We start from the raw sequence: 19,825 nt of genomic DNA on the forward strand, positions 1-19,825 counted from the left end.
TCAATGCTCCCGGCTGGCAAAGTCGATACGCGGATCGACCAGGGTGTAGGTGAGGTCGCCGATCAGTTTCACCACCAGCCCCAGCAGGGTGAAGATGAACAGGGTGCCGAACACCACCGGGTAATCGCGGTTGATCGCCGCTTCGAAACTCATCAGACCGAGGCCGTCGAGGGAGAAGATCACTTCCACCAGCAACGATCCGGTGAAGAAGATGCCGATAAACGCCGACGGGAAACCGGCGATCACCAGCAGCATCGCATTGCGGAACACATGGCCGTAGAGCACGCGGTGGCGGGTCAGGCCCTTGGCCTTGGCGGTGACCACGTACTGCTTGTTGATTTCGTCGAGGAAGCTGTTTTTGGTCAGCAGGGTCATGGTCGCGAAGTTGCCGATCACCAGCGCCGTCACCGGCAGCGCCAGGTGCCAGAAGTAATCGAGAACCTTGCCGCCCAGGCTCAGCTCGTCGAAGTTGTTCGAGGTCAGGCCCCTGAGCGGAAACCAGTCCAGATAACTGCCGCCGGCAAACACCACGATCAGCAGAATTGCAAACAGGAACGCCGGAATCGCATAACCGACGATGATCGCCGAACTGGTCCAGACGTCGAAATGGCTGCCGTGCCGCGTGGCCTTGGCGATCCCCAGCGGGATCGACACCAGGTACATGATCAGCGTGCTCCACAGCCCGAGGGAGATCGACACCGGCATCTTCTCCTTGATCAGGTCGATGACCTTGGCGTCGCGGAAGAAGCTGTCGCCGAAATCCAGCCGTGCATAGTTCTTGACCATGATCCACAGACGTTCCGGGGCCGACTTGTCGAACCCGTACATCTTCTCGATTTCCTTGATCAGCGCCGGGTCCAGACCCTGCGCACCGCGATAGGAAGAGCCGGCCACCGACACTTCGGCACCGCCGCCGGCAATGCGGCTGGTGGCGCCTTCGAAGCCTTCGAGCTTGGCGATCATCTGCTCCACCGGCCCGCCGGGCGCGGCCTGGATGATCACGAAGTTGATCAGCAAAATGCCGAACAGGGTCGGGATGATCAGCAGCAGTCGCCGAAAAATGTACGCCAGCATCTGATTACTCCGTGCCCACAGGGTCGGCTTGCAGTTGGGTTTCGACTTCTACCGCAGGTTTCGCATCGGGTTTGACCCACCAGGTGTTAATGCCGATGTCGTACTTGGGGGAGACTTTAGGGTGGCCGATGTGGTTCCAGTACGCCACGCGCCAGGTCTTGATGTGCCAGTTGGGGATCACGTAGTAGCCCCATTGCAGCACACGGTCCAGAGCACGGGCGTGGGCCACCAGGCTCTTGCGCGAATCAGCGTTGATCAGGCTTTCCACCAGGTGATCGATCATCGGGTCCTTGAGGCCCATCGAATTGCGGCTGCTGGGTTTGTCTGCCGCGGCGCTCATCCAGAATTCGCGCTGCTCGTTGCCCGGCGAGTTGGACTGCGGGAAGCTGCCGACCATCATGTCGAAGTCCCGCGAACGCACGCGATTGACGTACTGCGAGACGTCGACACGGCGGATCACCAGGTCGATGCCGAGGTCGCTGAGGTTGCGCTTGAACGGCAACAACACGCGCTCGAATTCGGTCTGCGCCAGGAGGAATTCGATGACCACCGGTTTGCCGGTGGCGTCGACCATTTTGTCGTCGACGATTTTCCAGCCCGCCTCTTGCAGCAACTGATACGCCTCACGCTGTTGTGCGCGGATCATGCCACTGGCGTCGGTTTTCGGATTCTCGAAGGCTTCGCTGAACACCTGCGCCGGCAGCTGGCTGCGGAATGGATCGAGGATTGCTACCTGCTCTGCATCAGGCAGGCCGGTGGCGGCCATTTCCGAGTTTTCGAAGTAACTGCGGGTGCGCGCATAAGCGCCGTTGAACAATTGCTTGTTGGTCCATTCGAAGTCGAACAGCAGGCCGAGGGCCTGGCGTACCCGCACGTCCTGAAATACCGGCCGGCGCAAATTGAAGACGAAGCCCTGCATGCCGGTCGGGTTGCTGTTGGCAATCTGTTCCTTGATCAGCCGCCCTTCAGTCACTGCCGGCACGTTGTAGGCGTTGGCCCAGTTTTTCGCGGCCATTTCCAGCCAGTAATCGAATTGCCCGGCTTTCAACGCTTCCAGCGCGACGGTGTTGTCGCGGTAATAGTCGGTGGTCATCACGTCGAAGTTGTAGAAGCCGCGATTCACCGGCAGGTCCTTGCCCCAGTAATCCTTGACCCGCTCATAACGCACCGAGCGTCCGGCCTTCACTTGGGTGACCTTGTACGGGCCGCTGCCCAAGGGGATTTCCAGGTTGCCCTTGTTGAAATCACGCTCGGCCCACCAGTGCTTCGGCAGCACCGGCAACTGACCGAGGATCAGCGGCAACTCGCGGTTATTGGTGTGCTTGAACTTGAACAGCACCTTGAGCGGGTCTTCGGCGATCACTTCTTCAACGTCGGCGTAGTAGCCGCGATACATCGGTGAGCCTTCCTTGGTCAGCGTCTGGAAGCTGAATACCACATCGTCAGCGCGTACCGGGTGGCCGTCGTGAAACTTCGCTTCGGGCCGCAGATAGAAGCGTACCCAGCTGTTGTCGGGGGCCTTTTCGATCTGGCTGGCGATCAGACCGTATTCGGTGAACGGCTCGTCCAGACCCTGCTTGGCCAGGGTGTCGTAGATCAGGCCGATATCGTCCGCCGGCACGCCTTTGCTGATGAACGGATTGAGGCTGTCGAAACCGCCGAAGCCGGCCTGGCGGAAGATCCCGCCCTTGGGCGCGTCGGGGTTCACGTAATCGAAGTGCTTGAAGTCGGCGGGGTATTTCGGCGGCTCGTTGTACAGGGTCACGGCGTGTTGCGGGGCGGCACAGGCCAGCCCGGCGAACAGCAGACCGCTGGCCTGCACGAGCAGGGCGCGGATAGGCTTCATCGATCTTTCTCCGAAGATTTCAGCCACCACGCGCTCAGGCCCAGGGTGTAGGGCGGCGTAGTGACGAAGGCGAACCGGTTGCGGTACGCCAGACGGTGATAATTGAGGTACCAGTTGGGAATGCTGTAGTGCTGCCAGAGCAGCACGCGGTCCAGCGCTTTGCCGGCGGCGACCTGTTCATCGCGGGTTTGCGCGGCGAGCAAGTGTTCAAGCAGATGATCGACCACCGGGTTGGCGATGCCCGCGTAATTCTTGCTGCCCTTGACGTTTACCTGGCTGGAGTGGAAGTACTGCCATTGTTCCAGCCCCGGGCTGAGAGTCTGGTTGAGGGTCATCAGGATCATGTCGAAATCGAACTGGTCCAGACGCTGTTTGTATTGGGCGCGATCCACCGTGCGCAGGCGCGCGTCGATGCCGATGCTGTTGAGGTTTTCGATGTACGGCTGGAGGATCCGTTCCAGGTTCGGATTGACCAGCAGCAGCTCGAACCGCAGCGGCTGGCCGGCGGCGTTTTGCAGGCGCTGGCCGTTGAGCTTCCAGCCGGCCTCGGCCAGCAACGCCAGGGCCTTGCGCATGGTTTCCCGGGGAATGCCGCGCCCGTCTGTCTGCGGCAGCGTGAACGGCTCGGTGAACAGGCGCGCCGGGAGTTGATCCTTGTACGGTTTGAGCATCAGCCATTCATGACCGACCGGCAGGCCGACGGCGCTGAACTCGCTGTTGGGGTAGTAGCTGGTGGTGCGCTTGTAGGCGTCGCTGAACAGCGCGCGATTGGTCCATTCGAAGTCGAACATCAGGCCCAGCGCTTCGCGCACTTTGATATCGGCAAAGGCCGGGCGCCGGGTGTTCATGAACAGGCCCTGGCTCTGGGTCGGGATCTGGTGCGGGATCTGCGCCTTGATCACGTCGCCGCGACGAATTGCCGGGAAGTTGTAACCGTTGGCCCAGTTCTTGGCCTGATGCTCAATATAAATGTCGAATTCGCCGGCCTTGAACGCTTCGAAGGCTACATCGCTGTCGCGGTAGAACTCGACTTCCATGCGGTCGACGTTGTACTTGCCGCGATTGACCGGCAAGTCCTTGCCCCAGTAGTCCTTGACCCGCTCGAAAATCAACTGCCGCCCCGGCGTGACCGAGGTGATGCGGTACGGCCCGCTGCCCAGCGGCGGCTCGAAGGTGGTGGCCTTGAAGTCGCGGCCCTTCCAGTAATGCTGGGGCAGCACCGGCAATTCGCCCAGACGCAGGATCAGCAACGGATTGCCGCTGCGCTTGAGTACGAAACGGATGCGCTGCGGATTGAGGATATCGACGCGGAGCACTTCCTGAAGGGCGGTGCGATACAGCGGGTGACCTTCCTTGAGCAGCAGGCGATAGGAGAACGCCACGTCGTACGCGGTGATCGGTGTGCCGTCGTGGAAATGCGCTTGCGGGCGCAGATTGAACACCACCCAGCTGCGATCTTCGCTGTACTCCACCGACTGGGCGATCAAACCGTAACTGGACGCCGGTTCGTCACCGGACGGAGCGTATTGCCCGGTGCCGACCATCAGTGGCTCGTTGAGCTCGTTGATGCCGTACTGCAGGAAATTCGCCGTGGTGACCGGGCTGGTGCCCTTGAAGGTGTAGGGGTTGAGCGTATCGAAGGTGCCAAACGCCATCACCCGCAAGGTGCCGCCCTTGGGCGCTTGCGGGTTGACCCAGTCGAAGTGGGTAAATCTGGCCGGGTACTTGAGCGTGCCGAACTGCGCATAACCGTGGCTTTCGGTGATCGTCGCGCTGACGGGGGAGCTCAAGGCCAGGCTGATCAGGAGCAGGAGGAGGGGACGCTTCAAGTCAGATCCGATCCAGGCGGCTTGGGCTTTGTGGGCCGTACAGTAACAGCTTGTATGGACAGGAAAAAGACAGGGGCTTAATGCGCGGTTAATTGTGGGAGCTGTCTGCGCCGATCTACGGAAATATCAAAAAATGACAGGCGAAAAAAAGCCCCTGAAATTCAGGGGCTCTTTGTCAGTGCGGCTGGTAGACCGTGAGCATCTGCCCAGGCTTGAGCGCCTTGCCGGCGCCCGGATTCCAGCGCTTGAGATGTTGCATCTCGACGTTGAAGCGCTTGGCCACCACGTACAGCGTGTCGCCACGTTTGACCTTGTATTGGGTCTGCTGTTTGGTGTCGTCCTTGTCTTTGGCCTTGCTGCTGGTCTTGCTGTTGGCCGCGATGACCGTATTGATGCGACCGCCACTGTTACGCGTCGGGGTGCGTTTGGTGGTGTCCTGCATGACCAGGGTCTGGCCGACCTTGAGGTTCTTGCCGGTCAGCTTGTTCCAGCGTTGCAGGTCCTTGACCTCGACCTTGTTGGCCTTGGCGATGGAACCGAGGTTGTCGCCGCGCTTGACCCGATAGGCGCGCTTGGCCTGGGCGATCTCGCTCGGATCGGCGCCTTCGAACACCGGTTTCAGCGAACGCGGGCTGATCAGCTCTTCAGGGCGCATGGTCTGCAGGCTGGCGGTCAGCAGTTGCGCCTTGGAGGTCGGCACCAGCAGGTGCTGCGGGCCGTCGATGGTGGTGCGCTGCTTGAACGCCGGGTTGAGCTGGAACAGCTCGTCTTCGTCGATGTTGGCCACCGCTGCGACCTTGGACAGGTCCATGCGCTGGTTGATTTCGACGACTTGGAAATACGGTTCGTTGGCGATCGGGTTGAGGTTCACGCCATAGGCTTCGGGCGTCAGCACCACTTGCGAGAGCGCCAGCAGTTTCGGCACGTAAGCCTGGGTTTCCGCCGGCAGTGGCAGGTTCCAGTAGTCGGTCGGCAGGCCGAGCTTTTCGTTGCGCTCGATGGCGCGGCTGACCGTGCCTTCACCGGCGTTGTACGCGGCCAGGGCCAGCAGCCAGTCGCCGTTGAACATGTCATGCAGGCGGGTCAGGTAGTCCATCGCTGCCGTGGTCGAGGCAGTGATGTCGCGACGGCCATCGTAGAAGCGAGTCTGGCGCAGGTTGAAGTAGCGCCCGGTGGACGGGATGAACTGCCAGAGGCCCACCGCGTCGGCTCGGGAATAGGCCATCGGGTTGTAGGCGCTTTCAATGACCGGCAGCAGCGCCAGTTCCAGCGGCATGTTGCGTTCTTCGAGGCGCTCGACGATGTAATGAATGTAGAGGCTGCCGCGTTCGCCGGCGTTTTCGAGGAAGGAAGGGTTACTGGCGAACCACAGGCGCTGTTGCTCGATGCGCGGGTTCACGCCCAGACCTTCCTGCAGCTGGAAACCACTGCGCATGCGCTCCCAGATGTCCTGAGGCACCTGCGGGCTGGGCTTTTCCGACAGCCAGATGGGCTTCTGCTTGGCTCGCGCAGCAATGTTCGGCGTATGCGTCGCTTCAGTCTGCGGAGCATGGCTGGAACAGCCCGCCAGCGTGGCGGACACAGCCACCGCGATGGCTTGCGCCAGGCGGGTCAATGCATCTGAATTGACGGACTTACGTATGGATGACGACATTGGCTGGAAGTAAGTTCCGGGCAAAAATGTCGGGCGATTCTAGAAAGCGCACCCCCTGCGGTCAACCATTCAGAATTTTTGTACCAAGCAATGAGCCACTTAGAACGTATCTTTCCATGCCCGCAGAGCCGCAAAAACCTCACTCGGCGCCCGGTTTTGAGGGCCGTTCCGTTCGTCCACTTTTTGTGTAACTAATATTTCACCGGTGCGCAAAAACGGGTTTGTGAGCTTTTCCAGCGCGAGGGTCGAGGGCAGGGTCATCACGCCGCTGGCACGTTGCTGGCTGACTTTTTCCAGACGGGCGGCGATGTCCCGGTTGTCCGGCTCCACGGCAGCAGCGAATTTCAGGTTGCTCAGGGTGTACTCGTGGGTGCAGTAGACCAGCGTGTCTTCCGGCAGCGCCGCCAGACGGCTCAACGACTGGTGCATTTGTTGCGGCGTGCCTTCGAACAGACGGCCGCAGCCGGCAGCGAACAGGGTGTCACCGCAAAACAGCAGGCCGTGATGGTAGTAGGCGATGTGTCCGAGGGTGTGGCCGGGAACGGCATAGACATCAAAGTCCCAGCCGAGCACGCGCACCGTGTCGTTGTCCTTGAGAGCCACGTCCCGCCCCGGAATGCTTTCGCTGGCCGGTCCGTAGACCGTGGCGCCGGTGGCCTTCTTCAGCGTCTCGACGCCGCCGACATGGTCGTGGTGATGGTGAGTGATGAGGATGTCGCCGAGCACCCAGCCCGGATGCGCGTCGAGCCACGCCTGCACGGGGGCGGCATCGCCTGGGTCGACCACTGCGCAGCGCTGGGTGGCATGATCCTGTAACAACCAGATGTAGTTGTCGGTGAAGGCGGGCAGGGCACTGATCTGTATCATCGTCGAATTCGCCAAGCGGGTAACATTGGCGCATCTTAGAGGTTCCTGGCGTGTTGGAGAATGCAATGATCGATAAAGCGTTCGCTCAGGCCGATCCTGACTGGCTCGCGCTGATCGGTGCAGCCCGTGAATGGCTGTCCGGCCCCCTCGGGCAATTTCTGCTGAACGAAGAACGGCGCATGCTCGAAGACGAGCTGGGTCGGTTCTTCGGCGGTTATCTGGTGCATTACGGCCCGTCCGCCGAAACACCGCCGTCAGCGCCGCAGGTGCAGCGCAACGTGCGGCTGGGCGCGCCCTTGCCGGGCGTGGAGATCGTCTGCGAAGAACAGGCCTGGCCGTTGAGCGAGCATGCCGCCGATGTGGTGGTGTTGCAGCACGGCCTGGATTTCTGCCTGTCGCCCCATGGTTTGTTGCGCGAAGCGGCCAGCAGCGTGCGCCCCGGCGGTCATCTGCTGATCGTCGGCATCAACCCCTGGAGCACCTGGGGGCTGCGCCACGTGTTCGCCCATGACGCCTTGCATCAGGCGCGCTGCATCTCGCCATCGCGGGTGGCGGACTGGCTCAATCTGCTGGGCTTCGCGCTGGAGAAACGCCGCTTCGGGTGCTATCGTCCGCCGCTCGCTTCACCCAAGTGGCAGGCCCGTCTGGCCGGTTGGGAGCGCAAGGCCGGTGACTGGCAATTGTCGGGCGGCGGTTTCTATTTACTGGTCGCACGCAAGATTGTGGTCGGCCTGCGTCCGGTGCGTCAGGAACGCCGCGAGCCGATGGGCAAGCTGATTCCGCTGCCGATGGCCAAGGTCAACCGCCGGCGCGTCGAACCGTAAACCTTCTTTATATTTATGGCCGGGTATATCCCGGCCTTGGCCATCGTCGATCCGTGATCGGCGAGGCCACGCATTTTTTCTGGATAGACAGGCATGAGCGAAAGCGTCGATAGCGTAGAACTGTTCACTGACGGCGCCTGCAAGGGCAACCCCGGCCCGGGCGGCTGGGGCGCCTTGCTGGTGTGCAAGGGTGTTGAAAAGGAACTGTGGGGCGGCGAAGCCAACACCACCAACAACCGCATGGAGCTGCTCGGCGCGATTCGCGGCCTGGAAGCCCTCAAGCGTCCGTGCGAAGTGCTGCTGGTGACTGACTCGCAATACGTGATGAAGGGCATCAACGAATGGATGGCCAACTGGAAGAAACGCGGCTGGAAAACCGCTGCCAAGGAACCAGTCAAAAACGCCGATCTGTGGAAAGCGCTCGACGAGCAGGTCAACCGCCACAAAGTCACCTGGAAATGGGTCCGCGGCCACATCGGCCACCACGGCAACGAACGCGCCGACCAGTTGGCCAACCGTGGGGTGGATGAAGTTCGCGGTTACAAGCAGAGCTGAATCCTTCTCGCTGAAACACCCCCGGCGAGCGTGTTAACATCGCCGCTTTTGCACGATTGACCCCGTTGAGAGCTGAACACTGATGGCCACCAGATCCGTTGTACTCGATACCGAAACCACCGGCATGCCGGTGACCGACGGCCACCGGATTATCGAAATCGGTTGTGTCGAGCTGATCGGTCGACGTCTGACGGGCCGGCACTTTCACGTTTATCTGCAACCGGATCGCGAGAGTGACGAAGGCGCGATTGCCGTTCACGGCATCACCAACGAGTTCCTGGTCGGCAAGCCGCGCTTCGCCGAAGTGGCCGACGAGTTCTTCGAGTTCATCAACGGCGCGCAGCTGATCATCCATAACGCGGCGTTCGACGTTGGCTTCATCAACAACGAATTCGCGCTGATGGGCCAGCAGGATCGCGCGGACATCACGCAGCACTGCACGATCCTCGACACCCTGATGATGGCCCGGGAACGTCACCCGGGTCAGCGCAACAGCCTCGATGCCCTGTGTAAACGCTACGGCGTCGACAACTCCGGTCGTGAGCTGCACGGCGCGTTGCTCGACTCGGAGATTCTCGCCGACGTCTACCTGACCATGACCGGTGGCCAGACCAGCCTGTCGCTGGCCGGCAACGCCTCCGACGGCAATGGCACGGGCGAGGGCGCGGACAACTCCGCCACCGAAATCCGCCGTCTGCCGGCAGATCGTCAGCCGGGGAGAATCATTCGCGCCACCGAAGCCGAGCTGGCCGAGCACCAGGTGCGCCTGGAAATCATCGCCAAGTCAGCTGGCGCCCCCGCGCTGTGGACTCAGTTGCTGGAAGCCGAAGCCCAGGCGTAATACAGAAAAGGATCGTCCAGACACTCAGCCGTGTCCGGACGATTCTTTTTTTGTCAGTACTGACAACTGGCCACCCTCGCCACATTGGCTCCGACCCTCTACCCTGAGGACATTGGCAGATCACTCTCCGCCGCCTCAGGACACTGAGCCTCATGTACAAAGATTTGAAGTTCCCGGTGTTGATCGTCCACCGCGACATCAAGGCCGACACGGTTGCCGGTGACCGCATCCGCGGCATCGCCCGAGAGCTGGAGCTGGAAGGTTTCAGTATCGTTTCGGCCACCGACTACACCGAAGGCCGGCTCGTGGCGTCGACCCACCATGGTCTGGCGTGCATGCTGATCGCCGCCGAAGATGCCAGCACCAACTCCCACCTGTTGCAGAACATGGCCGAACTGATCGGTCTGGCCCGGGTGCGGGCGCCGGATCTGCCGATCTTTGCCCTCGGCGAGCAAGTCACCCTGGAAAACGCCCCGGCCGATGCCATGGCCGAACTCAACCAGCTGCGCGGCATTCTCTACCTGTTCGAAGACACCGTGCCGTTTCTCGCCCGTCAGGTGGCGCGGGCAGCGCGCAAATACCTGGACGGCCTGTTGCCGCCATTCTTCAAGGCGCTGGTCCAGCACACCGCCGATTCCAATTATTCCTGGCATACCCCCGGTCACGGCGGCGGGGTGGCTTATCACAAGAGTCCGGTGGGGCAGGCGTTTCATCAGTTCTTCGGGGAAAACACGCTGCGCTCGGATTTGTCGGTGTCGGTGCCGGAGCTGGGTTCCTTGCTCGATCACACCGGGCCGCTGGCCGAGGCGGAAGCGCGAGCCGCGCGCAATTTCGGCGCCGATCACACGTTTTTCGTGATCAATGGCACCTCTACCGCCAACAAGATCGTCTGGCACTCGATGGTCGGGCGCGATGATCTGGTGCTGGTGGATCGCAACTGCCACAAGTCGGTGTTGCACGCGATCATCATGACCGGCGCGATTCCGCTGTACCTGTGCCCGGAGCGCAACGAGCTGGGGATCATCGGGCCGATCCCGCTCAGTGAATTCAGTCGTGAATCGATCCAGGCCAAGATCGACGCCAGCCCGTTGACCAAGGGCCGCGAACCGAAAGTCAAACTGGCGGTGATCACCAACTCCACCTACGACGGCCTCTGCTACAACGCCGAACTGATCAAGCAGAGTCTGGGCAACAGCGTCGAAGTCCTGCATTTCGACGAGGCCTGGTACGCCTATGCGGCGTTTCACGAATTCTTTGCCGGCCGTTACGGCATGGCCACCTCGCGCAGCGAGGACAGTCCGCTGGTGTTCACCACCCATTCAACCCACAAACTGCTGGCGGCGTTCAGCCAGGCGTCGATGATTCATGTGCAGGACGGCGGCGCGCGGCAACTGGATCGCGACCGGTTCAACGAAGCGTTCATGATGCACATCTCGACGTCGCCGCAGTACAGCATCATTGCTTCGCTGGACGTCGCCTCGGCGATGATGGAAGGGCCGGCCGGACGTTCGCTGCTGCAGGAAACCTTCGACGAAGCCCTGAGCTTTCGCCGGGCCCTGGCCAATCTGCGTCAGCACATCGCCGCTGACGATTGGTGGTTCTCGATCTGGCAGCCACCGGGCGTCGAAGGCATCGATCGTGTGCAGACCGAGGACTGGCTGCTGCAACCTGATGCGGACTGGCACGGTTTCGGCGAGGTCAGCGACGACTACGTACTGCTCGACCCGATCAAGGTCACTTTGGTCATGCCGGGCCTGACTGCTGGCGGCGCTTTGAGCGACAAGGGCATTCCGGCGGCCGTGGTCAGCCGTTTCCTCTGGGAGCGCGGGCTGGTGGTGGAGAAAACCGGTCTGTATTCATTTCTGGTGCTGTTCTCCATGGGCATCACCAAAGGCAAGTGGAGCACGCTCCTGACCGAACTGCTGGAGTTCAAACGCAGCTACGACGCCAACGTCAGCCTCGACACCTGCCTGAAGTGTGTCGCCCAGGAAGATCCTGTGCGCTATCGCGGCATGGGCCTGCGCGATCTGTGCGATCAACTGCACGCCTGCTACCGCAGCAACGCCACCGCCAGACACCTCAAGCGCATGTACACGGTGCTGCCGGAAATCGCCATGAAACCGGCCCACGCCTACGACCAACTGGTTCGCGGCGAGGTCGAGGCGGTGCCGATCGACGAGCTGGAAGGCCGGGTGGCGGCGGTGATGCTGGTGCCGTACCCGCCGGGTATTCCGCTGATCATGCCCGGCGAACGTTTTACCGAATCCACGCGCTCGATCATCGAATACCTCAGGTTTGCCCGCACGTTCGACACAACGTTTCCGGGGTTCGTGGTCGATGTGCACGGTCTGCAACACGAAGATGAGGGCAATGGGCGGCACTACACCGTCGATTGCGTCAAGGAATGAGGGCTTTTCCGAGTATGCAACCGGTCATGAATCCGAAATACCCAGGGCTGTCGGTGCGGGTCGCCGACGAGGGTTTTGCCGAATATATCTGGGGCAGCGATTTCAGCTTCGAGGTGGCCGCCTACGGCACGGCCGAAATCGGCAAGCCCGTGGCGCAATGGGCCATGACGCCCATCGTGCCGTATCGCAAGTGCTACGGCATCGATCCGGAGGAATTCAGCAGCTTTCGCGATGCCGCCGACAGTGCGATTTTCATGGCGTACCTGGAGGATGAGCCGGTCGGTCATCTGGTGATCAGTACCAACTGGAACGGCTTCGCCCACATCGATGAACTGGCGGTGCACGCTCCGGCGCGGCGCCATGGTGTGGCAAAGGCCTTGCTCGACGTGGCGCAGTTCTGGAGCCGCAAGAAAAAACTGCCGGGGATCATGCTGGAAACCCAGAACAACAACCTCGGCGCCTGCCGCCTGTATGAGCGTTGCGGCTATGTGATCGGCGGCATCGACCATCTGCGTTATCGCGGCATCGATCCGAACACCGCCGAAGTGGCGTTGTTCTGGTATCGATTGTTCGATAACCCGCTGGAGCATCCGATCAGTTCGCCAGCATCGCCTCGGCTTGTTCCGTGACGATACCGAGCAGCGTCTGAATCGCCGCTGACGGCGTGGCGTGTTTGAAGGTCAGGGCATAGAGGCTGATCGGCACTGCCGGCGACAGTGGGCAGACATCGAGACCGCCCGCCCGTGCACCGAGGGCGGTGAACGGATCGACGATCGCCAGGCCTTCGCCGGCCTCGACCATGCTGCGCATCATCTGGTGGGTTTGCACCCGGGTCTGGATGGTCGGCGCCGGGCGCAGGGCCTGGAGCTTGTTTTCCAGGGCCGGACTCAGCGGGTCCTGGCCTTCGAGGCCGACCATCGCCTGGCCGGCCAGATCCTGCAGGGAAATGTATTTCTGCTTCGGTTGCAGCCAGCCGTGGGGCGCAAGCAATTGCAACTTGCCCTGGGCCAGCGGCTGGCAATGAATATCGGGATGTTGTGGGTCGTGGAGGCTCAGGCCCAGATCACTGTCGCGCAGCAGCAGGTGGCGGACAATGTCGCGGGTCGGTTCGCTGAGCAGGGTGCAGGGCACGTCGGGCAAGCGACGGCGCAGGGCCGCGAGGCTTTGCGGCAGCAGTTGCTGGGCCAGCGGCGGGGTGCCGATGATCCGCAGGGGCGGGGCGAGGTATTGCTTGAGGCTGCTGGCCAGCCGTTGCACCGGCTCCAGCGCTTCATAGATGTGGCCGATCTCGACTTGCAGCGCCCGGGCCTCCGGGGTTGGCTGAAGTCGTCCGCGTACGCTGGCGAACAGCATGAAACCAAGCTGACTCTCGGCTTCGCGCAAACGCTCCTCGACCTCGGGCGCCGGGAGTTGCAGCCATTCGGCGGCGGTGCCCACGTGACCGGTCTGCAAAAGCGCCTGAATCACTTCGATATGACGTAAACGCATGCGTGAAGTCCATGTCCGGCCGTTGGGGTCAGTGGCTGAATCCTACCCCAACTCGGCGCGGATGACTTCTGCTCATAACGATCGGTTATGAAGCGACCGATGGCTCGGGTTCGCGGATCAGGGTGATGCCCGACTGAACCAGCAAAAACTCGTTGTCGTCGATCTTGTTGACGCGGTCGCCAATCGCCAGTTTGTAGGTGGTAACGGGCTCCGTGCCGGTGAAACCGTCTGCCGACGGGTTGGATTCCTGGAACTCATGCACGGAATAAACGCGGCCTTCCGCATCTCTTGCATGGAACTGACCGACGAGTACTGCTGCCATCTGCTTAGAACCTCTGGAGATAAAACGCTTGATTTGCGGCTTGGTAGACCTTCATCGAGCTTGGTAAGTTTTCCTACAGGAAAAAAATATTCCAGACGCGGGAAATAACCTTCGACGTCTGGTGGAATCGTCATCGGATCATCTATAACTACTGGCTCCTCCCACGGACAGTCGAGAGTCTCCCAATGAGCAATGTCTATAACGTCGCAGTAGTGGTCGGCAGCCTGCGCAAGGCGTCCATCAACCGCAAGGTCGCCTTGGCGCTGGCGGAACTGGCACCGGCCAATCTCAAGCTGAACATTGTCGAAATTGGCGATCTGCCACTCTACAACGAAGACATCGACGGCGATTCACCGCCGGCAGCCTACAGCACTTTCCGTCAGAAAGTGGCTTCATCCGACGCTCTGCTGTTTGTCACTCCGGAGTACAACCGCTCGGTGCCGGCGCCTTTGAAGAATGCCATTGACGTCGGTTCGCGGCCGTATGGCAAGAGCGCCTGGAGCGGCAAACCGGGGGCGGTAATCAGCGTTTCGCCGGGTGCCATCGGCGGTTTCGGCGCCAACCAGCATCTGCGCCAGTCCTTTGTTTTCCTCAACGTGCCGTGCATGCAGCAGCCGGAAGCCTACCTGGGCGGCGCGGGCACGGCATTCGATGAGGCGGGCAAGCTGAACGAATCGGTGAAACCGTTCCTGCAAAGTTTCATCAATGCGTTTGGTGAGTGGGTGGCGCAGCACAAGAAGTGATTCGCTGTTTTTTCTGACAAGATCGATACCCTGTGGGAGCGAGCTTGCTCGCGATATCGGTGTATCAGCTGACACTTCAGTTGAATGACACGCCGCCATCGCGAGCAAGCTCGCTCCCACAGGTATTTTGTTGTGGCTCGTTTTTCTAACCTGATTGAAGGCTGTCGCGAATGCTCGCTGCGTCACTGATTTTCCTGCTGACCATTACCCTGGTGATCTGGCAACCCAAAGGCCTCGGGGTCGGCTGGAGTGCAACGTTCGGCGCCATCGTCGCGCTGATTTTCGGTGTGGTGCACCTGAGCGATATCCCTCTGGTGTGGCAAATCATCTGGAACGCCACTGGTACGTTTGTGGCGCTGATCATCATCAGTCTGTTGCTCGACGAGGCTGGGTTCTTCGCCTGGGCCGCGTTGCACGTAGCGCGTTGGGGGCGGGGCAGCGGGCGCAAGCTGTTTGCTTTCATGGTGCTGCTCGGCGCGCTGGTGTCGGCGCTGTTCGCCAATGACGGCGCGGCGCTGATCCTCACGCCGATCGTGATTTCCATGCTGCTGGCCCTGCGTTTTTCCCCGGCGGCGACCCTGGCGTTCGTCATGGGCGCGGGCTTCATTGCCGACACCGCGAGCCTGCCGCTGGTGGTGTCGAACCTGGTGAATATCGTCTCGGCCGACTTCTTTCACATCGGATTCAACCGGTATGCGGCGGTGATGGTGCCGGTCAACTTTGTCAGCGTCGCGGCCACGCTGGGCATGTTGCTGTGGTTCTTCCGCCGCGACATTCCCAAGGCCTACGACCCGGAGCAACTTGAACACCCGGAAACCGCCATCCACGACAAAGCCACGTTCTACGCCGGTTGGGCGGTGCTGGTCATTCTGCTGATCGGCTGTTTCGCGCTGGAGCCGCTGGGAATCCCGATCAGTGCAATCTCGGCGGTGTGCGCGGCGCTGTTGCTGGCGATTGCCGCGCGCGGGCACAAGATCTCCACGCGCAAGGTGATGAAAGAGGCGCCGTGGCAGATCGTGATTTTCTCGCTGGGCATGTACCTGGTGGTCTACGGGCTACGCAATGCCGGTCTCACCGATTATCTGGCCGGGTGGCTCAATGTGTTCGCCGGTCACGGTGTGTGGGGCGCGGCGATGGGCACCGGGGTGCTGACGGCCTTGTTGTCCTCGATCATGAACAACCTGCCGACGGTGCTGGTCGGCCTGCTGTCTATCGATGCCAGCCAGGCTACGGGGGTGGTGAAGGAAGCGATGATCTACGCCAACGTGATCGGCAGCGACCTGGGGCCGAAAATCACCCCGATCGGCAGCCTCGCGACCTTGCTCTGGTTGCATGTGCTGGAGCGCAAGGACATCCGGATTGGCTGGGGGTATTACTTCAGGGTCGGGATCGTGCTGACCGTGCCAGTTCTGTTGGTCACCCTGGCGGCACTCGCCGTGCGGTTATCCCTTTAGAACAGGTTGGCTTCAATCGCTAGCAAGCTAGCTCCCACAGGTTATGCGGTGAACACGGGATTTGTGGGAGCTGGCTTGCCAGCGATGAGGCCTGTTCAGACGCCGCAAAAAATCAGGACTGGCCGGGCACGTTCGGCCACAGATCCGACACCAGAAACAGCCGCTCGGCTTCTTCCCACTCGCCCCGGGCGTTTTCGGTCAGGCGCACCATCAATTGCGCCGGGGCCAGGGGTTCCAGTTCATCGAGCCAGGCCTGCAAGTGACCGTTGCTCCAGGTCTGATCCGCCGGGTAGTGCGCCGGCGCCAGCCAGGCGTGGCGGGGCAGGGGTTGCCAGCGTCCGGCCGGGCGCTGGGCGACGAACGCCGGCCAGTCTTTCTGGTGCAGCCAGCTGCCACGCAGATGCTGCGGGTGGGCGCCGCTGGGCGGCACCGACTGACCGGGCCACGGATACAGCAGATACCCACCCAGCCACAGTTGCGCACTGAACGACCCGACATCCAGTGCCGCCAGCACTTCGCGGCTTTCCGGGCGAGCGGAGATCGGCAGCTGATGCTCACTCAAATGCGCCAGTTTGCGATCCAGTCGATCATGACAACCCGGCCCCAGCCACGACGCCGGATCATGGCCGTCGCCGTTTTGCGGGCCGAGGTAGAGCTTGATCGCCAGTTCCAGGTGATGCACACCATCGCGGTCACGCAGCAGCATGTCCAGCTCGCCGAGGGTGTGACCTTCGCGGCGGATCGGCAGGTTGGCGGCGATCAGTTCGATGCCCGGCGCGTGTTCCACCGCAAATTGCCACAAGCGCTCGTAATACAGGCCCAGGCGCCGGGTGCGGGCCTGGGACAGCCAGTGCAGCAGGCCGTAACTGTCGCGGTCGAGCTGGCGCAACCAGTGTCCCAGACGTTCGGGGTCGCTGACCCAGTCGCTGCCCGCCAGCGGATGGCGCTGCGGCCACGGGGTGGCGGCGAGCATCGGCGGGGCGAGGATCACCCACGCCAGATCGCGCACCTCGGGGTGGCGTAACTCGTGGGGCAGCTGAAGCAAATCGGGAAATAGGATCATCTTGCGAGCATAGCCTCAAACACCGGTGCAGCCTCGGGGCTGAAAGGATTTTGTCTATCCGGCGCTTTCGCCCATAATCGTGCTTTTCGCCGTCTCAGTCCCCCGCAGGAGTCCCATGGAGCAATTTCGTAATATCGGCATCATCGGTCGCCTGGGCAGCTCCCAGGTGCTGGATACCGTCCGCCGACTGAAACGCTTCCTGCTCGATCGTCACCTGCATGTGATTCTCGAAGACACCATCGCCGAAGTCCTGCCGGGCCATGGCCTGCAAACCTCGTCACGCAAGATGCTCGGCGAAGTCTGCGACATGGTCATCGTGGTCGGCGGTGACGGCAGCCTGCTCGGCGCGGCGCGGGCACTGGCCAAACACAATATTCCGGTGCTCGGGATCAACCGTGGCAGCCTCGGCTTTCTCACCGACATCCGCCCCGACGAGCTGGAAATCAAGGTCGCCGAAGTGCTCGACGGCCATTATCTGGTGGAAAACCGCTTCCTGCTGCAGGCCGAAGTCCGTCGCCACGCCGAAGCTATCGGCCAGGGCGATGCGCTGAACGACGTGGTGCTTCACCCGGGCAAATCGACGCGGATGATCGAGTTCGAACTGTACATCGACGGCCAGTTCGTCTGCAGCCAGAAGGCCGACGGCCTGATCGTCGCCACCCCGACCGGTTCCACCGCGTACGCACTGTCCGCCGGTGGCCCGATCATGCATCCCAAGCTTGACGCTATTGTGATTGTGCCGATGTACCCCCATACCTTGTCGGGCAGACCGATCGTGGTCGATGGCAACAGTGAGCTGAAAATCGTCGTGTCCAAAGATATGCAGATCTACCCGCAGGTCTCCTGCGACGGGCAGAACCACTTCACCTGCGCGCCGGGCGACACCATCACCGTCAGCAAGAAAGCGCAGAAGCTGCGGCTGATCCATCCGCTCGACCACAACTACTACGAAGTCTGCCGGACCAAGCTCGGCTGGGGCAGCAAGTTGGGTGGTGGAGGCGACTGATGCTCGATCCCGCGCGCAGTTATGACCTGATTGGTGACGTGCACGGATGCGCCCTGACCCTGGAACACCTGCTGGACCGTCTCGGTTATCACAAGCAGGGCGGAGTCTGGCGGCATCCGTCGCGCATGGCCGTGTTTGTCGGCGACATCATCGACCGTGGCCCACGGATTCGCGAAGCGCTGCACATCGTCCACGACATGGTCGAAGCCGGTCAGGCGTTGTGCATCATGGGTAACCACGAATTCAACGCACTCGGCTGGAGCACTCCGGCGCCTCCGGGCAGCGGCAAGCAATTCGTCCGTGAACACACCCCGCGCCATGCCCGATTGCTGCACGAAACCCTGACCCAATTCGAAAACCATCCGCGCGACTGGCACGATTTCCAGCAGTGGTTCTACCAACTGCCGTTGTTCGTCGACGCCGGACGCTTCCGCGTGGTGCATGCCTGCTGGGATGCCGGCCTGATCGAGCCGTTGCGCGGGTTGTTCCCCGATGGCTGCATTGATGAACACTTCCTCCAGGCCTCGGCCGTGCCGGGCAGTTTCGCCTGCACCGTGTTCGATCGCCTGCTGCGCGGCACTGACATGCGCCTGCCGGATGGCCTGACCATGACCAGCGGCGACGGCCTGGTGCGTTCATTCTTCCGCACCAAGTTCTGGGAAGACGACCCGCAAACCTACGGCGACATCGTGTTCCAGCCCGATGCACTGCCGGAACCAGTGGCGCAAAAGCCGCTGACCTCCAGCGAAAAGAATTCCCTGCTGCGCTACGGTATCGATGAGCCGTTGCTGTTCGTCGGCCACTACTGGCGCAGCGGCAAACCGGCGCCGATCCGCCCGAACCTCGCGTGCCTGGATTACAGCGCGGTGCTGTACGGCAAACTGGTTGCCTATCGTCTGGATCAGGAAACCCGCCTCGATCCGCATAAATTTGTCTGGGTCGACGTCGAGCGGCCGGAGGTGCTGCGATGAGTGCCATAGCCGTCTTGCGTGTGCCGTTGGCGGCGGACCTGAGTGGTTTCGTCAAACTGCTGCAACGCATGCAAGTGCCCCATCGTGTCAGCGAAGAGGCGGGCGAGCAGGTGCTGTGGGTGCCCTCGGAAATCAGCGACGACGTGCGCTCGCTGTACGAGCGTTTCCCGGCGGGCGACCCTGATCAGCAGCTGGAAATTCCGTCGGCGCCGACGCTCAAGCGCCCGAGCTTCGCCGAGCAACTGAAGCATGCCAAAGCCACCGGATTCATTCTGCTGCTGAGCCTGATCGTCGGCGGGTTGACCTTCCTTGGCGATAACCTCGACACCATGCGCTGGCTGACCTTCCTCGATTTCCGCGTGGTCGGCGACTACATCCACTTCACACCACTGGCCGACAGCCTGGCGGCAGGGCAGTGGTGGCGCCTGTTTACGCCGATGCTGATCCACTTCGGCATCCTGCACCTGGCCATGAACGGCATGTGGTACTGGGAACTGGGGCGGCGCATCGAGTCGCGCCAGGGCAGCGTCAACCTGATCGGCCTGACGCTGCTGTTCGGCCTGGTTTCCAACTATGCGCAGTTCGCGTGGGGCGGCCCGAGCCTGTTCGGTGGCCTGTCCGGCGTACTTTACGGGCTGCTCGGTCACTGCTGGATCTTCCAGCTGCTGGCACCGAACCCGGCCTATCGCCTGCCGCGCGGCGTGCTGGCGATGATGCTGGTGTGGTTGCTGGTGTGCATGTCGGGGCTGGTCTCGATGATCGGCTTCGGCGAAATCGCCAACGCCGCCCACGTCGGCGGGTTACTCATCGGATGCTTCACCGGTTTGTTGGGCGGTTTGTACAACCGCCGTAAACTGGCCGCCTGAATTTTTTGAATAAA

18 protein-coding genes are annotated in these 19,825 nt (G+C 61.6%); 10 read left to right on the forward strand and 8 right to left on the reverse strand.

Translation table 11 applies throughout. The features are described from left to right. From AWU82_RS10120 to gloB, 5 genes are all read right to left on the reverse strand, one after another. On the reverse strand, nucleotides 1-1,074 hold the full coding sequence (locus AWU82_RS10120; protein WP_007956943.1) for a microcin C ABC transporter permease YejB: 1,074 nt from the start codon (nucleotides 1,072-1,074) through the stop codon (nucleotides 1-3). Between the two features lie 4 nt (nucleotides 1,075-1,078). Further along, nucleotides 1,079-2,920 (reverse strand): extracellular solute-binding protein, encoded by a 1,842-nt coding sequence (locus AWU82_RS10125; protein ID WP_064382290.1) that lies wholly within the window; start codon nucleotides 2,918-2,920, stop codon nucleotides 1,079-1,081. Beyond that, nucleotides 2,917-4,749, reverse strand: coding sequence for an extracellular solute-binding protein (locus tag AWU82_RS10130; protein ID WP_064382289.1), 1,833 nt, complete (start codon nucleotides 4,747-4,749; stop codon nucleotides 2,917-2,919). Before AWU82_RS10130 ends, AWU82_RS10125 begins: the two co-directional genes overlap by 4 nt. A 175-nt stretch (nucleotides 4,750-4,924) precedes the next feature. Beyond that, nucleotides 4,925-6,403 (reverse strand): transglycosylase SLT domain-containing protein, encoded by a 1,479-nt coding sequence (locus AWU82_RS10135; protein WP_064382288.1) that lies wholly within the window; start codon nucleotides 6,401-6,403, stop codon nucleotides 4,925-4,927. 99 nt (nucleotides 6,404-6,502) lie between these two features. Next, entirely contained in the window at nucleotides 6,503-7,270 is a 768-nt protein-coding gene (gene gloB / locus AWU82_RS10140) for a hydroxyacylglutathione hydrolase (RefSeq protein ID WP_064384124.1), read from the reverse strand. Nucleotides 7,271-7,335: 65 nt separating this feature from the next. Here gloB and AWU82_RS10145 point away from each other — a divergent pair, with 65 nt between their 5' ends. The 5 genes from AWU82_RS10145 to AWU82_RS10165 all read left to right on the forward strand — a co-directional run bounded on the left by AWU82_RS10145 (nucleotide 7,336) and on the right by AWU82_RS10165 (nucleotide 12,527). Continuing rightward, nucleotides 7,336-8,094 (forward strand): methyltransferase domain-containing protein, encoded by a 759-nt coding sequence (locus AWU82_RS10145; protein WP_064382287.1) that lies wholly within the window; start codon nucleotides 7,336-7,338, stop codon nucleotides 8,092-8,094. 93 nt (nucleotides 8,095-8,187) lie between these two features. Then, nucleotides 8,188-8,649, forward strand: a complete 462-nt coding sequence (gene rnhA, locus AWU82_RS10150; RefSeq protein ID WP_011333615.1) for a ribonuclease HI — start codon at nucleotides 8,188-8,190, stop codon at nucleotides 8,647-8,649. Nucleotides 8,650-8,731: 82 nt separating this feature from the next. Continuing rightward, nucleotides 8,732-9,490 carry a DNA polymerase III subunit epsilon gene (gene dnaQ / locus AWU82_RS10155; protein ID WP_064382286.1) on the forward strand — a complete coding sequence of 253 codons (759 nt, stop codon included), beginning with the start codon at nucleotides 8,732-8,734 and terminating at the stop codon, nucleotides 9,488-9,490. Nucleotides 9,491-9,642: 152 nt separating this feature from the next. Further along, on the forward strand, nucleotides 9,643-11,898 hold the full coding sequence (gene ldcA, locus AWU82_RS10160; protein ID WP_064382285.1) for a lysine-specific pyridoxal 5'-phosphate-dependent carboxylase LdcA: 2,256 nt from the start codon (nucleotides 9,643-9,645) through the stop codon (nucleotides 11,896-11,898). A 14-nt stretch (nucleotides 11,899-11,912) separates the two neighbouring features. Then, entirely contained in the window at nucleotides 11,913-12,527 is a 615-nt protein-coding gene (locus AWU82_RS10165; RefSeq protein ID WP_064382284.1) for a GNAT family N-acetyltransferase, read from the forward strand. Here AWU82_RS10165 and AWU82_RS10170 read toward each other — a convergent pair. Then, nucleotides 12,493-13,386 (reverse strand): LysR family transcriptional regulator, encoded by an 894-nt coding sequence (locus tag AWU82_RS10170; protein ID WP_064382283.1) that lies wholly within the window; start codon nucleotides 13,384-13,386, stop codon nucleotides 12,493-12,495. The genes AWU82_RS10165 and AWU82_RS10170 overlap by 35 nt on opposite strands. Nucleotides 13,387-13,471: 85 nt before the next feature. Further along, on the reverse strand, nucleotides 13,472-13,708 hold the full coding sequence (locus AWU82_RS10175; RefSeq protein ID WP_007956926.1) for a hypothetical protein: 237 nt from the start codon (nucleotides 13,706-13,708) through the stop codon (nucleotides 13,472-13,474). 185 nt (nucleotides 13,709-13,893) lie between these two features. Here AWU82_RS10175 and AWU82_RS10180 point away from each other — a divergent pair, with 185 nt between their 5' ends. Beyond that, complete coding sequence (locus AWU82_RS10180; RefSeq protein ID WP_011333620.1) at nucleotides 13,894-14,451, forward strand: NADPH-dependent FMN reductase; 558 nt, start codon at nucleotides 13,894-13,896, stop codon at nucleotides 14,449-14,451. 170 nt (nucleotides 14,452-14,621) lie between these two features. After that, the gene (arsB, locus tag AWU82_RS10185) at nucleotides 14,622-15,905 is read left to right on the forward strand and encodes an arsenic transporter (RefSeq protein ID WP_064382282.1); all 1,284 of its coding nucleotides are present in this window, start codon (nucleotides 14,622-14,624) and stop codon (nucleotides 15,903-15,905) included. A gap of 112 nt (nucleotides 15,906-16,017) precedes the next feature. On the opposite strand, the gene AWU82_RS10190 is transcribed toward arsB, so the two are convergent. Beyond that, on the reverse strand, nucleotides 16,018-16,968 hold the full coding sequence (locus AWU82_RS10190) for a DUF1853 family protein (RefSeq protein WP_064382281.1): 951 nt from the start codon (nucleotides 16,966-16,968) through the stop codon (nucleotides 16,018-16,020). Between the two features lie 115 nt (nucleotides 16,969-17,083). Here AWU82_RS10190 and AWU82_RS10195 point away from each other — a divergent pair, with 115 nt between their 5' ends. Genes AWU82_RS10195 through AWU82_RS10205 form a run of 3 tightly spaced genes read left to right on the forward strand, consistent with a single transcriptional unit; the run spans nucleotide 17,084 to nucleotide 19,811 of the window. Further along, nucleotides 17,084-17,974, forward strand: a complete 891-nt coding sequence (locus tag AWU82_RS10195; protein WP_011333623.1) for an NAD(+) kinase — start codon at nucleotides 17,084-17,086, stop codon at nucleotides 17,972-17,974. Next, nucleotides 17,971-18,945, forward strand: coding sequence for a metallophosphoesterase (locus AWU82_RS10200; protein ID WP_170929009.1), 975 nt, complete (start codon nucleotides 17,971-17,973; stop codon nucleotides 18,943-18,945). Before AWU82_RS10195 ends, AWU82_RS10200 begins: the two co-directional genes overlap by 4 nt. Beyond that, nucleotides 18,942-19,811, forward strand: a complete 870-nt coding sequence (locus AWU82_RS10205) for a rhomboid family intramembrane serine protease (protein WP_064382279.1) — start codon at nucleotides 18,942-18,944, stop codon at nucleotides 19,809-19,811. The genes AWU82_RS10200 and AWU82_RS10205 overlap by 4 nt, the downstream gene beginning before the upstream one ends. Nucleotides 19,812-19,825: the final 14 nt, after the last annotated feature.

Origin of the sequence: Pseudomonas glycinae, from assembly GCF_001594225.2 — a bacterium.
Taxonomy (GTDB): Bacteria; Pseudomonadota; Gammaproteobacteria; order Pseudomonadales; family Pseudomonadaceae; genus Aquipseudomonas; species Aquipseudomonas glycinae.

Coding starts and splice junctions, on each gene's coding strand:
- AWU82_RS10120 (WP_007956943.1), bottom strand. CDS start 1,074: ATGCTGGCGTACATTTTTCGGCGACTGCTGCTGATCATCCCGACCCTG.
- AWU82_RS10125 (WP_064382290.1), bottom strand. CDS start 2,920: ATGAAGCCTATCCGCGCCCTGCTCGTGCAGGCCAGCGGTCTGCTGTTC.
- AWU82_RS10135 (WP_064382288.1), bottom strand. CDS start 6,403: ATGTCGTCATCCATACGTAAGTCCGTCAATTCAGATGCATTGACCCGC.
- gloB (WP_064384124.1), bottom strand. CDS start 7,270: ATGATACAGATCAGTGCCCTGCCCGCCTTCACCGACAACTACATCTGG.
- AWU82_RS10145 (WP_064382287.1), top strand. CDS start 7,336: ATGATCGATAAAGCGTTCGCTCAGGCCGATCCTGACTGGCTCGCGCTG.
- rnhA (WP_011333615.1), top strand. CDS start 8,188: ATGAGCGAAAGCGTCGATAGCGTAGAACTGTTCACTGACGGCGCCTGC.
- dnaQ (WP_064382286.1), top strand. CDS start 8,732: ATGGCCACCAGATCCGTTGTACTCGATACCGAAACCACCGGCATGCCG.
- ldcA (WP_064382285.1), top strand. CDS start 9,643: ATGTACAAAGATTTGAAGTTCCCGGTGTTGATCGTCCACCGCGACATC.
- AWU82_RS10165 (WP_064382284.1), top strand. CDS start 11,913: ATGCAACCGGTCATGAATCCGAAATACCCAGGGCTGTCGGTGCGGGTC.
- AWU82_RS10170 (WP_064382283.1), bottom strand. CDS start 13,386: ATGCGTTTACGTCATATCGAAGTGATTCAGGCGCTTTTGCAGACCGGT.
- AWU82_RS10175 (WP_007956926.1), bottom strand. CDS start 13,708: ATGGCAGCAGTACTCGTCGGTCAGTTCCATGCAAGAGATGCGGAAGGC.
- AWU82_RS10180 (WP_011333620.1), top strand. CDS start 13,894: ATGAGCAATGTCTATAACGTCGCAGTAGTGGTCGGCAGCCTGCGCAAG.
- arsB (WP_064382282.1), top strand. CDS start 14,622: ATGCTCGCTGCGTCACTGATTTTCCTGCTGACCATTACCCTGGTGATC.
- AWU82_RS10190 (WP_064382281.1), bottom strand. CDS start 16,968: ATGATCCTATTTCCCGATTTGCTTCAGCTGCCCCACGAGTTACGCCAC.
- AWU82_RS10195 (WP_011333623.1), top strand. CDS start 17,084: ATGGAGCAATTTCGTAATATCGGCATCATCGGTCGCCTGGGCAGCTCC.
- AWU82_RS10205 (WP_064382279.1), top strand. CDS start 18,942: ATGAGTGCCATAGCCGTCTTGCGTGTGCCGTTGGCGGCGGACCTGAGT.